This window comes from Mangrovivirga halotolerans (assembly GCF_026241165.1).
Classification (GTDB): domain Bacteria; phylum Bacteroidota; class Bacteroidia; order Cytophagales; family Cyclobacteriaceae; genus Mangrovivirga; species Mangrovivirga halotolerans.
The window spans coordinates 93,352-106,554 of the sequence record NZ_JAPFQN010000012.1 but is presented as its reverse complement, the minus strand read 5'-3'; the positions used below and the strand labels follow the sequence as shown (position 1 = coordinate 106,554).

Genomic DNA, 13,203 nt, shown 5'->3' with positions numbered 1-13,203 from the left:
TGGAATTATTCGTAGAGGCTATCGCCATCATCATCTTTTTTATAGAGACTGTCGTTATCTTCGACTTTTTTCTTTTCTTGTTTTATTTGAGTCGAGTCCTGAGCTTCTTCTTGCTGAGATTGTTGTTGCTCTAGAAGTAGCTGTTGACGTCTTTCCTGTTCTTTTCGAATTCGTTCCTCTTCAGCTTTGCGTTCTTCCTCTTCTATCTTCTGACGAATCATTTGTTCACGGGCCTGAACAGCTTCAAGGTCATACCCGATCACACGGAATTCGGTACGACGGTTTTCCTGGTGTTTTTCTTCAGGACATTCAACGTCGTTCGCACACTCATTTTTAAGTTGTGTTTCACCATATCCTTTAGCCACAAGTCTGCTTTCATCAATTCCCTGGCTAATTATATAATCAACAGCACTTTGAGCCCTTCTTTGAGAAAGATCCATGTTGTAAGCATCCGGCGCACGACTGTCAGTATGAGAACTAAGCTCAATATTAATTTCCGGGTTGTCCTTAAGTATTGTTACCAGCTTGTCCAATTCTCTCGCTGCATCAGGACGAATATCTGCCTTATCGAGGTCATAGTAAATGTTTTCAAGCTCGAAAACTGTTTTTGTATCAACCTGCATTAATGTTAAAGTAGTATCCAGGTTTACAACCGTTCTGTATTTTTCTAATTCAGATTTATCGACAGCTTTATCATTTGTTGAATATCTTAATCGAGTTGTAAAATATTCTGGTTTTTCTCCTACGATCAGGTAATTCGATTCAGGAGTCACCTTCATTTTAAACTTGCCTTCTCCATCAGTAAAAAACCTTTCCAGTAATTTACCTTGTTCGTTGAATACCTGGACCCTGGTATTTTCCAAAGGCACTTTTTCATTTCCTTCATTGCCTAAAGTCTGAACAGTCAGGAAGTAGTCTACTACTTTATATTCAGGATCGTTATTTACGAATGCATAAATATCATCATCACCGACGCCGGTAGGTCTGTTTGAAGAAAATAATCCACCTAGTGGATAGGTATAGGTAATAGCAAAATCATCATAGGTAGAATTGATGCCTTCACCAAGATTTTCAACGGTTATCACCCCATCTACTCTTGTTGCTCTGAAAAGGTCTAGACCACCAAGGCCTGGATGTCCGTCAGAAGAAAAATATAAAGTACCATTTTCGTGAACAAAAGGAAACATTTCATTACCAGGACTATTTATATCAGAGCCCATATTTTTTACAGCTCTGAAGTTTCCATAGGCATCCATTTGTGCAGAATAGAGATCTACACCTCCATAACCCCCCGGCCTGTTTGATGCAAAATATAAGGTTCTTCCGTTAGAACTAAAGATTGGACTACTCGTCCAGTAGCCTCTTTGATTGATCTTCATCATACGGGGTTCAGACCATTGTTCAGTTCGTTTGTTATATCGGGTTATAAACAGATTAACTTCTTCTCTGCCCTTTTTCTTTCCTGTATTTCCTTTTGCAAAAATAATAGTTGTTCCATCGTCATTTATAGCAATTGTACCATCATTGACGTTTGGATCGTTGATGTTAGGAACCTCTTCAATCTGATCATAGGCAATTCCCCTGTCGGTGAATGGAGCTTTAAAAAGATTACTAAAACCCTGGCCTGTGGCTTTATATACTTTATTACTACTTCTCGTACTGGTAAAGTAAACATACCCATCATGATAAAATGGAGCATAGTCAGCTCCGGGAGTATTAAGTTCTCTTACAGGAACTACATCATAATGGCTTTTCTTTTCTTTTATTTTTCTTAAAGCTTCAAGATTGTTGATTTCTGTTTTAGCATAAGTGACGAAGTAATCCGGAGTTATAGAATCTGTCTGAGAAATAAATGATTTAAGCTGATTTTCAGCCTTATCATATTTCTGATTATCTATCAGGGCTAATCCGTAATAAAATTGAGCAGTATCATTTTCAAGCCCCATATTCAATGCTTTTTGATAATAGGGTTCAGATTGTTTTAATCTGTTACTCAAACGGTAGGATTCTGCAATTTTAAAATTAGCCTGGGCAGGAAAAACATCTTTCCTTATATACTTTTCATATAGCGGGATAGCCTCTTCATAAAAACCGCGTTTAAAAACCTTTGTGGCCTTTTTATGAGGATCCTTAGCCTTTTGCGCTACCATATTAAATGGCGCTGTAAAAATTAGTATCAGTGTTAGAATGAATAGCCTGTTTATCATAATTACTCCATATCTAATATTATTTTACACGGTTGAAGGAAGCCATTTATTCAACCATGAGTCTTTAATGTTTATAACGAATGAATCATCAAAATCCTTCTTATTTGTAACGGCTGTATTAAAAATTCTGGTTTCAGGACTTAGATTGCCTTCTATAACGTCTTTTTTTATTTCACCTAAAGTTTTTGAATTGATCGAATCATTATTATCTAAATATAATACTTTTGTTCGATCAAAGAAGTTTATATTTAGCTTATTACCCAAATCTTTAATGAAATGAACAGAAGCGTCAATTGAACAACCAGAAGCTCCATGTTGCTCTTCATTGACAGCTATCACTAAAAATCTATTAAAAGCAAAATCGCCAGCAGCAGAAAGAGCTTTACCATGGGCTGCCCATTGATCAATAAATGAAAATAATGCAGGCCTGATAGACTCCTGCTCTTCATTTGTTAAATCTCTGTCAGCTTGATAAACCCAAAGCCTGGAATTTGCTGGTAATTCATTAAATGGTACAATCATAATTTATTCGTTTTATAGAATAACGGAATTTTTATTTTAAATGTTAATGTTTTACTATTTCTAAAGCAAAAATTAATCCAAAGCTACTTCAAAATACTTTTTAAATGGAGTTAGGTTACTTAGCTTATTAACAATTATCTCAGAGATGTTATCTTTTTGCAAGGTTTTATCATCGATGTCCGTGCTACCAAGAAAGCTTTTATGTTTTAGTAGTTCGATATGTGGATTTGTTTTTTCATATCCTTTTGGGGGCCGTTTAAGTTTTTCTCCTTTTAACTCACCAAAAGTATTTTTGAAAGAATCACTGTTTATTATTGACTTTAGTTCGTCGCCATTGTAATCTATTTCCTGTCGTATCGCTTGTAAATGTTCACTTTCTGGCAACCATATCCCACCTCCAATTATAGAATTGCCAGGCTGGATGTGGATGTAGTATCCTGGTTTGTGAACTGCTTTTCCTTCCTCTGAAAATGATGCGGCAAAGTTTTGTTTATAAGGAGTTTTATCCTTTGAAAATCTTATATCACGATTAATTCGAAAAAGACATTTTTTTGGTTCAATAATCTGGCGAAGAGATTCGTCTTTTTCTGACAATCCTGATATAACTTCTGAAACAATTTGAATAAACTCTTCCCGAGCCTCCTGATACCTTGATCGGTTTTCATCAAACCACTCCTTATTATTGTTTTCTGAAAGGTCGGAAAGAAAGCTTAATATGTCTTTCATTTTATGTTGTTTTAGCTTTTCTGATATAATAAATATAATCAGAAGCTGGAGGTTTTATTCCATTTTCAGATAGTATTTGTGCAACCTGGGCTCGATGGTGGGTACCGTGAAAAGCCACATGAGTCAAGATATCTTCGATTGAGGTGGTATAGGGTTTTCCTGACAGACTGTTATAACTGATTGTTTCATCGTAGTTTCTTGATGAAATTATCTCTTTAAACTTCTCAAGATGAAGTTCATTATATTTCTTTAGGTCTTCAGGAGAATGTTCTTCCCATATTTCTAAAGAAGACATTTCATTTTTAATTCTGGATATCCAAATATCCTGAGCATTTATAATATGCGATAAAAGTCGCTTGATTTTATCATTGTAACTTAAATTTTGGACGGTGAAGTCGCAAAAAGTATTATTCAATTCAAAGTTAAATTCAAGGAGCTTTTCCATAAGAGTTAATTAGTCGGGGAAGCAATATTTACGTAGTGCAAGATATTCTTTTGAGGTTGCTTTTTGAAAGTCTTCGGGAGTATCAAACCTGTTTTTGGCCTCTTCAACAAAGCAACGACAATATTCAAGCCCCTTTCTGTCGCCAATTTCTCCCTCAACATTTTTTTGGCAATCAAGAATTAACAAACCTTCTATTTCAGGAGTCCACTGAGAAAAATCGGGTTGCAGGCATTTTGACTTAATGGATTCAAGGCCTTGTTGAGTAAGGCTTTTATTCATCTCGTTATAATCTTCAAAAAGCAATTGCAATTCATCTAAAACACAATTACAATATCTATCAGTACGCGAGGAATTATAAACTTCGGAATACGTATTTTTACATTGTTCCAGAAATGCAGCTTTGTTTTCGTTACTCCATTCCGCTGAAAACTGACAGGATTCAGCGATGTCATTAACTTCAACATCTGAAATAGAAGCAGCTATTTCCGGAGTAGGGTACAGGTTGCCTAGTTTTTCGAGTATACAACTGCAAAAATTTTCATCTCCGTCGTTGTTGGCTTTACAGTCATCCATAAATTCTTTCTGTTCTTTTTCAGGCCATGGATGACCATCCAGACAGCCCTTATACACCAAAGAAGCCTGAGAAGCATCAGCTCTTATGGAGGCTTTAAATGAGGTGAAAATAATTTTTGCTTTATCTAATGAACATGAACAGAAACTTTTGGTTTCATTACCAAGCGCGTCACCCCATTTGCTCTCACATGATTGTAGAAATAGTTTTTCCTGTTCATTTGTCCACGACTGGCCCCATGAAAAATGGCAACTAAATAATAATAGTATGAAAGCAGTTAAATACTTCATCAACTTGATTTAAGAATTTGTTCTAACTTTTCTAACCCAATACTTCTGGAGGCCTTAACCAGCACAAGCGAATTAGTTATCGGATTAGCTTTTAAATAATTTTCCAATGAGTCAGTATCTTCAAATGTCATGCCTGAATCATAAACTTCTGAAGCAATTTTTATTTTGTCTCCCACAAAAAAAGCTTTAGAGATATTATTGTCATTTAGCCATTCTCCTATTTTTTTGTGTTCTTCCTCAGAAGTTTCTCCTAATTCGTTCATGTCACCAAGGATTACAACTTTATTATCCGCCGGCATGCCCTTAAGGTTTTCCAGTGCTGCTTCCATGGATGAAGGATTTGCATTATAAGCGTCCATAATTATTGTATTTGAAGCAGAGTGAATAACCTGGCTACGGTTGTTTGCCGGCTGGTAATTATTTACCTTTTTACAAGCCTCTTTAAGGTTGACATCAAAATATTTAGCAATACAAAGAGCAGCCGAAATATTTATAAAGTTATAGCTACCCAGCATGTTACTTTCCTGAATATCCATTTCCTCCGGCTGATACCTAACATAAGGATTGGCATCTATAAAATCACAATGAAAATAGTCGGTTTTCCCAGGGTAAAATACCGGTGACTTAAATCGTTTCGACATGTTAGCCAGAATTTCATCCTGACTGTTTATAAAAACAGTACCGTCATTTTCCAATAAATGCTGATAAAGTTCAGATTTACCTCTGATCACTCCATAAAAACCTCCAAAACCTTCGGTATGTGCTTTACCAATGTTTGTGATCAAACCATAATCAGGTGAAGCAATCGAAGTTAACTCTGCAATATCTCCTATTTTATTAGCACCCATTTCGATTATAGCAAAATCTGTATCCTGAGGACAATTCAGGATAGTCAGAGGAACACCAATGTGATTATTTAGATTGCCTTGAGTAGCCCAAACTTTATATTTGGGTGAAAGAGCTTCTCTTATTAATTCTTTGGAGGTTGTTTTTCCATTGCTGCCTGTAATCCCAAAAACCGGGAAACCCCATGTTTTTCGGTGGTTATTAGCTAACTGCTGGAGGGTGGATAATGAATTTTCAACATAAAGAACCTTTTCATTATCGGCATAGTCCTTGTCATCAACTATAGCAAATAAAGCGCCATTTTCTATAGCTTGTGATGCAAGTCGGTTAGCATTAAAATTTGGTCCTCTTAATGCAAAAAACATTTGACCGTTGAGGTCTTTTCGTGTATCAGTACCTACACCATTATGACATTGTAAATATAATTCGTGTAGTTTTTCGACAGTAACCATCCTAATATTGATTGGGTTTACAGGTTATTGATTAATTTTTCGGAAATTTACTAAAACATTAACTCTCAAATGAAGCATTCAATCATTGTTTTGTCCTTTATAACATTTTTTATGAGTTTATCTACGATGGGACAGGATATAGCTGATTTTAATGAGGAGGATCTGCCTTATGGGGATTTAAATAATGCCAAAAATCTTTTTTCAGGGGGGATGAATTCACCGTTGGTAAATCGGATAGACCTGGATCGTGATGGCATCGATGATGTTTTGTTTTTTGAAAAAACCAGCGGAAAGCTAATGCCCTATATTAATATGGGGAATGATTATAAATATGCACCTGAATATAGATCTGCATTTCCTGAAGGCCTTAGAAACTGGGTGGTCTCCTATGATTTTAATGGCGATGGGAGAAAAGATCTTTTTACAAAATCACCTTTTGGCATTTCAGTATACCTTAATACATCTGCCGAAGAACTATCATTTGAACTATATACAGAGGTTTTATTTACCATTGGCACTACTGGAAACATTAATTTACAGGTTAATAGTACTGATATACCAGCCCTTGTGGATTATGATAATGATGGTGATATGGACTTATTTACTTTTCATTTTGCAGGAACCGGCACTATCGAATACCACAGGAATATGGCGGTGGAGAATTACAGTCGAACGGATACCCTTGCTATGATGAGAGAAACCAGGACTTGGGGAAACATTCAGGATTGTGGCTGTGGTGAGCTTATACCATTAGACCAGGAATGTAACACTAACGGAAGGGAATTACATGCCGGAGGTAAGTCTTTATTAATAGCGGATATTGATAATGATGGCGTTAAGGATATGCTCTATGGCGATGAATTTTGTCAGTCTATAGCATATTTAAAAAATTTCGGGTCTGAGGAACAACCTGTTTTTAGTAATTCAGAGTATCCCTGGCCAATGGAACCCGCCGAGGGTTTTCAGGCTGCATATCTTTGGAACAAAGGGCTATCAGATTCTTTGGTATTAGTCCCAAATGTATTTACCAATGAAGGTTTTAAGTATGACTTTTCAAAAAGTGTCAGGCTTTATAAAAATATAGAAGGAACCTATATTTTGGTCAATGATGAGTTCATTCAAGAACAAAGTCTTGATTATGGAGAAAAAACATATTGGACAATTTTATCTGAACTTAATGAACCTTTTGAGGCATTAGTTTCTTATATGGATTTAAATATGGATGGAGTTGTAAAAAGAGTTTATGAATCAGATGGAGTATTTATTGATGAAGAAATATATCGTTTTACGGCACCTCAACTTGATATTCGGTCATTTGTTACTCAAGTATCTGATATGGATAATGATGGCAAAACGGATGTGTTTTTCGGATACAGATTAATTGATAATTCTAATGTGATTAATTATGCGCGAGATGTTCGTGGAGCCCAGGAAACTAAACTAATAGAAGGCTTGTCCTTTTTCACTTCTGAATCCTTACATTTTTTTGACTGGGATACTGATGGGTTGCCAGAAGTATGGAAAACAAGTACTAGTGGTAAAGTTTCATTATATGAGGGGGTTGAAACTTCTGAAGGATATCAATATTCTATTTCTGAAGAAGAATTTAAAGGAATGGGACTGGATGCCTTAAAGGGACAAAGGGTGTTTTCTTTTGCGCAATGGGATAATAGCCTCGGGCTGGATCTTTTATTAGCAGATCGTAATGGTAATTTCAGTTTTTATAGTAATGTAACTAGTGATGCCTCTGAAAGCCGAGAATTAACTGGATTGGTCAAGGGAATTTATTCTATTTCATCAACAGGTATTGAAAAACCGATACTTGCCATTGGAACTAAAGAAGGGGGATTAGTTTTTAAAAATATTGATCTTTCCTTTTTGGAAAATGGTCCCGTAAATGGGCAAACTCTTAGTATTTATCCTGTACCAACAGATAAATCTTTAAACGTGAAATTTACTGAAAATCATACTATAGAAATCTTCGACTTGAGTGGAAAGCTTATTTATGAAGATAATTCCTTTAAGAAAGACCGGGTATTAAATTTTAGTCAATTCTCCTCAAGTGGTATCTTTTTTATCAGGGCAGTTACCGAAGCGGGCAGGGTAATGACTGGTAAAATGATAAAACTTAAATAAATGGGGAATAATCATCTAAGAATCAAATACTACATTTTGGACGATCCTTTGGATATGATACACAAGATTGGTCAACCTTCAAGTTGTGACTTGAGCTTGGATAATTATTCCGGCAATGAGCTCTCAGTTCATTTGGTTACCCTAATGAAAGAAGCTGAAATAGTAAGCGTAATTATTGAAAATCAAAAAGCTTCAGAATCTGTTGAAAAAGATCTATTTAAATTTATCAGGATACTTAAAAATCACAGAGCCAAGATTGACAGGATAGAGTATTCTAGGCTTTCAGAAAAATCTGAAGCATTGATAAAAAAGATCTGTTCGAATATAATTAAAAAGGAATTTTAATCATCTTCTATTTTTACATGCCCCCAGTTTTCACCACTTCTTATTCTGTTTAACTGAGTGTGAGTGATACCAAATTGTTTTGCAATCATTTTTAACCTGGTATTTCCTCTTTTAAGCATTTTCTTAATTCGCAAGACTTCAGTTTCAGAAAGCTTTGCATAAGGACGATGATTTTTAATAACCTTTCTGAAGGTAGGATTCTCTCTTTGGTGCATACCGGTTTCTTCACGAGTAGCCCACTTGAGGTTATTTATATAGTTATTTTCCTTATTATAATCCAGGTGAATAACATTTATGCGAGTCGGATCATTATTTGGAATAAAATGTTCAGCAACAAGCTTATGGATATATTTGGATATAAGCTTACCAGAATCTCTTTTTACCGTAATCGTACGATAACCTTTAATTCTGGAGCCTTTGATTATAGCACCTTCTTTTTTTGTTTTGTAAGACTTTACACGGCCATAATTGGAAATTTCATAATGTTCATCCGGATGGATGTCATCAAAGGTCAGTTTTTTCCATTCCTCATTCCAATAATCCTTTTCAGCAGTTCCCATTTTTCTTATTAATTACACACACACTTAAATATTATCACATAGTTATGCGAACAAAAATTGTTCCAACAATCAAGCAGCAATTCAACTCTTGTCTGAAACTTCACATTAAAAAAATGAAATCAACTATCTGTTTTCAGACTCTTTTTTTACTTCAACTTTTTCATTTATAACTTCGCATGGATAATCAAAAAGGCAGTTATCTTTGATAGCTCTCTCAACTTTACTTGGGACCATTTTTTCCCATCCGGGCTCTCCTTTTTTGATCATCTCTAATACGTGATCATTTTCTGAATACTCTTGTAAATCCTCTCTTATAGAATTTATGGCTTCTAATTTATTGTTTTCTACCAAATAATTAAATAGCCCAGTAAGGTTTTTGGGCACTTTAAAGTTTTCCAGAGTATAAATCTCTTCATTGTCCTTTTTTATCGCGGGATAAACATATAATTTGACATTGTTGCCAAATAACCTTCCAAAAGATTCCAGGATTCCGCCATCGAGATCTTCGTAGTAGCTTTCATCAAAAACACGTTCAAGGTTATAGATTCCAAGAGTGATTCCAATTTTCCTTTTCTTGTTAAGTTTGGACAATCTTGAAACCAGTCTGAAATATTTTTGATAGTTTGATATCAAAACTGTTGTGCCCAGACTACATAATATATCTACGCGGTCAAGAAAATCTTTATCATCTATAGTTCCATCTGAAGTCAGGTCATTCAGGGTCAGTTCTGCAACAGTTATCAATTTATCCTGATCGACATCAGGTTCTTTAACAAACTGGGTACGTCCTTTAATAAACATATCGATGTTTACATAAGTTACTGGTCTGAACCTGCCTCTTAAAACGTGAATATTCTTTTTGTATAGAGTTTCAGATGGCTGCATAGTTTTACCATCTGGTCCGAACATTGCCAATTCAGATAGTCCAATTTTAACGAGTTTTAAACTCATTAATCGGTTGTCGACATTTTTAAAATCCGGCCCTGTGATTTTAAACATATCTATTTCAACCCTCTCCCTTGACAGTCCTTCTACAAGAGATTCGAGGAATTTTTCAGGGTCACGTTCTACAGCAACATAGAGGCAAGAATGTATAAGGTTTACCCCAATTGTTCCAAGAGCTTGTTGTTGACGCTGAAGGTCATGGTCATTAAGTCTGACATGAATAATGCAATCATTAGGTTCACTTTCAGGGGAAAGCTGAAACCTGAATCCTATCCACCCATGTCCTTCATTTGTTTTTTTATAGTTAAGAGTTTCAACAGTATTTGCAAAAGCAAAAAATTTGGTATTTGGTACTCGTTGAGTTAGCCTTTTTGCGAGGAGGCCGTACTCTTTATTTAGCATTTGCATCAATCTGGCTTCACAAACATACCTTTTGCACTTGCCATAAATTGCATCACTAAATTGCATATCATAAGCGGACATAGTTTTAGCAACAGTCCCGCTCGACCCACCGGCTTTAAAAAACTGTGCAGCAACTTCCTGACCCGCACCTATTTCGGCAAATGAACCGTATACATAGGGATCCAGATTTATTTTTAAAGCTTTTTCTTTAGTAGTTAATTTTCTATACTCACTCATCGGTTAGCTCTATATGGGTCAATTAATGTTTATTTCAAAATTATCAGCGTCCAGATGGGTTGGAAACTTATCTCTGAATTTTAACAGATCGTTTCCTGATAGTGTAGCTTCATGAATCATTTCTTCACCATCATTATACCAGGTAGTTTCTCCTTTAGGATCTAATACCATGGAACTCCCTGAATAAGGGACGTTATTTCCATCGTCTCCTACTCGATTAACGCCAATACAATAGGACAAGTTTTCAATCGCACGGGCTTTTAATAGGGATTCCCATGCGTTTACTCTTACCTGAGGCCAATTAGCAACGTAGATCAAAAGGTCGTAGACTAGTTCGTTTTGATTCTTGACATTTCTACTCCAAACAGGAAATCTTAGATCATAGCAAATCATTGGGCAGATCTTCCAACCTTTGTATTCAACTATTAAGCGCTGATTTCCTGCTGAGAAACGGGTGTTTTCTTTAGCCATAGAAAAGAGGTGCCGCTTGTCATAGTACTCAGTTTTACCATCCGGGTATACCCATAATAAGCGATTGAAAATATCGGCGCCGTCTTTACAAATAATGCTTCCTGTAATACAGGCTTTTGTTTGAGAGGCAATTTGTTTCATCCATTTATGGGTCGGACCATTTAAGGTTTCAGCAAGGTGAATAGCTTCCATGCTAAATCCGGTAGTAAACATTTCGGGTAGAATGATTATGTCGGTGCCATTTTTGATTTGCCAGACTTTTTCCTCAAACATCGCCCTGTTTGCATCGGGCTGATGCCAATAAAGTTTGGATTGTATGACCGTTATTCGAAGGTCGTGCATGCCTTCAGTGAGTTTATTCCCTCTGGTTATTTATATTATGCAAACCTACAATATTCTTTATGAATTTAGGGTAAGGAGGTAATAAATTTGTATCTATTATAATTCATTTTCCTGAATTTCCTTTTTTCTTTCCTCGTCCTGAAGTATGTCTTTAATTTCATGAATAGCCTCATCCAGCTTATTAGCAGATTTTTTTAAACTATTGACTAATTCGCTTTCTTTTTGAGAAAGGTTTGTTCGAAGGATAAGGTCGATTAATCCTAAAATACTTGCCACAGGAGCACGTAATTTATGAGCATTATAAAAAGCATACTTCGCCAGAGTATGATTTTTCTCTCTTAATTCCTGTGTCCTTTCATTAATTTTTTGCTCCAGGTCATAATTTACCATGGTTTGCATTTCATTGAGAGATCGTAATTCTTCTGCCTGAACTTCTATCTCTTCATTTTGAATCTGAATCTCGTAATTTTTTTGGTTTAGTTGCTTGTTATACTTCCTGATTTTATTGTGATTTAAAAACAGTTTTATAAATGAAAGCAATAAAATCAATCCAATTCCTCCAATTACCCAAATTAAAGTTGTTTGAGTTTTGTTAGTTTCCTGAGCAAGTTGGTTTTGCTTTTTTAAGAGTGTGTTTTCTTGTTCTTTCTTTTCACTTTCATATTTGGCAGTTAACTCATTGATCTGATTTGTTTTTTGCAGATTAAAAAGTTTATTATTTGCCTCTGCTAATTTCTTTTGATAAAACAAAGCTGAGTCAAATTGTTCATGAATTTCATAAAATTGAGACAGTTTGTTATAAATATCCCTTTGAAGATCTAATGCATCTATTTTTACTGCCGGCTCCATTGATTCGTAATAAGAATCTATTGCCTTAGGATTATACAAAGAGAGGTATAGATCTCCTTGGAGTAAATAGGAGGAACTTAAACCTCGTGTATCATTAATTTCTATTCTTAATTGAATAGCTTCCTTTACATTCCTAAGACCTTCCTCAAAGTCTTCTTGATGAAAATTTACCCTGGCTAGATTATGATATCCATAAGCTAATTTTCTTAGAGATTCTTTATCTGGCGTATCAATCCCAATTAATTTTTCAAAATAGTATTTAGCGGAATCGTATTTCTTTAATTCAATGAGTGTTTCGCCAAGATTATTGAGAAGAATTAATGGAGGCTCTGCATTCTCAATTCTTTTATAAGTAAAATATGCTTTGTCAAGAAATTTGGCTGCAATATCGGGATTATCTTGTTTCCTGAAAATTTCACCTATATTATTATAATTGGTCGCTATTCCATTATGATCATTTATGGATTCATAAATATCGATAGCTTTGTAATAATTCTTTAGTGCGACATCATAAATACCAACTGACCAGTATGAACTACCAATGATACTATAACTTCTTGCAAGCCCTTTTCTATAACTTGAAGCTGTAGCAAGCGCATTGGCAGATAGAGCCATTTCTCTCCCTAAGTCAGGGTTTGAAATTACAGTAGAAAAGGCAACATTATTGATGCTATCAATCTGGGCAGTTATGTCTTCCCTATTTCCCGTTTGTGCATTTAATAGGAAATCTTCCTGGGAGAATACTGTTTGGTTGAAGACAGTTATAACAAATATTATTCTTAAAAAAATAGGCATAGGCCGTATTGTGTTCAAAAAATAGAATAAAAACTACAAATTATTTAAATGACGAGCAAATA

The 13,203-nt window shown here is 35.2% G+C and carries 12 protein-coding genes; 2 read left to right on the top strand and 10 right to left on the bottom strand.

Annotated elements, in window-relative coordinates; translation table 11 throughout:
- Positions 1 to 5: 5 nt before the first annotated feature.
- The 6 genes from OO013_RS18715 to OO013_RS18690 form a co-directional block, all read right to left on the bottom strand.
- Positions 6 to 2,150, bottom strand: a complete 2,145-nt coding sequence (locus OO013_RS18715; protein WP_266058532.1) for a CHU_0125 family OmpA-like outer membrane integrity protein — start codon at positions 2,148 to 2,150, stop codon at positions 6 to 8.
- A gap of 81 nt (positions 2,151 to 2,231) precedes the next feature.
- Positions 2,232 to 2,729 carry a hypothetical protein gene (locus OO013_RS18710; protein ID WP_266058531.1) on the bottom strand — a complete coding sequence of 166 codons (498 nt, stop codon included), beginning with the start codon at positions 2,727 to 2,729 and terminating at the stop codon, positions 2,232 to 2,234.
- Positions 2,730 to 2,801: 72 nt separating this feature from the next.
- Positions 2,802 to 3,455 (bottom strand): DUF2461 domain-containing protein, encoded by a 654-nt coding sequence (locus OO013_RS18705; protein ID WP_266058529.1) that lies wholly within the window; start codon positions 3,453 to 3,455, stop codon positions 2,802 to 2,804.
- Between the two features lies 1 nt (position 3,456).
- Positions 3,457 to 3,900, bottom strand: coding sequence for a DinB family protein (locus tag OO013_RS18700; RefSeq protein WP_266058528.1), 444 nt, complete (start codon positions 3,898 to 3,900; stop codon positions 3,457 to 3,459).
- A 9-nt stretch (positions 3,901 to 3,909) separates the two neighbouring features.
- Positions 3,910 to 4,761 (bottom strand): hypothetical protein, encoded by an 852-nt coding sequence (locus tag OO013_RS18695; protein WP_266058526.1) that lies wholly within the window; start codon positions 4,759 to 4,761, stop codon positions 3,910 to 3,912.
- Entirely contained in the window at positions 4,761 to 6,059 is a 1,299-nt protein-coding gene (locus OO013_RS18690; RefSeq protein WP_266058524.1) for a UDP-N-acetylmuramoyl-tripeptide--D-alanyl-D-alanine ligase, read from the bottom strand. The genes OO013_RS18695 and OO013_RS18690 overlap by 1 nt, the downstream gene beginning before the upstream one ends.
- Positions 6,060 to 6,170: 111 nt before the next feature.
- Here OO013_RS18690 and OO013_RS18685 point away from each other — a divergent pair, with 111 nt between their 5' ends.
- Positions 6,171 to 8,195 (top strand): T9SS type A sorting domain-containing protein, encoded by a 2,025-nt coding sequence (locus tag OO013_RS18685; RefSeq protein WP_266058523.1) that lies wholly within the window; start codon positions 6,171 to 6,173, stop codon positions 8,193 to 8,195.
- Positions 8,196 to 8,540: a hypothetical protein gene (locus tag OO013_RS18680; RefSeq protein WP_266058522.1), complete on the top strand. Its 345-nt coding sequence runs from the start codon at positions 8,196 to 8,198 to the stop codon at positions 8,538 to 8,540.
- On the opposite strand, the gene OO013_RS18675 is transcribed toward OO013_RS18680, so the two are convergent.
- The 4 genes from OO013_RS18675 to OO013_RS18660 form a co-directional block, all read right to left on the bottom strand.
- On the bottom strand, positions 8,537 to 9,100 hold the full coding sequence (locus tag OO013_RS18675; protein ID WP_266058521.1) for an NUMOD4 domain-containing protein: 564 nt from the start codon (positions 9,098 to 9,100) through the stop codon (positions 8,537 to 8,539). The two genes, OO013_RS18680 and OO013_RS18675, sit on opposite strands and share 4 nt — an antisense overlap.
- A 123-nt stretch (positions 9,101 to 9,223) precedes the next feature.
- Positions 9,224 to 10,684 carry a TonB-dependent receptor gene (locus OO013_RS18670; RefSeq protein ID WP_266058520.1) on the bottom strand — a complete coding sequence of 487 codons (1,461 nt, stop codon included), beginning with the start codon at positions 10,682 to 10,684 and terminating at the stop codon, positions 9,224 to 9,226.
- Positions 10,685 to 10,702: 18 nt separating this feature from the next.
- Positions 10,703 to 11,497: an amidohydrolase gene (locus tag OO013_RS18665; RefSeq protein ID WP_266058519.1), complete on the bottom strand. Its 795-nt coding sequence runs from the start codon at positions 11,495 to 11,497 to the stop codon at positions 10,703 to 10,705.
- Positions 11,498 to 11,593: 96 nt separating this feature from the next.
- Positions 11,594 to 13,141, bottom strand: a complete 1,548-nt coding sequence (locus tag OO013_RS18660; RefSeq protein WP_266058518.1) for a tetratricopeptide repeat protein — start codon at positions 13,139 to 13,141, stop codon at positions 11,594 to 11,596.
- Between the last annotated feature and the right edge of the window lie 62 nt (positions 13,142 to 13,203).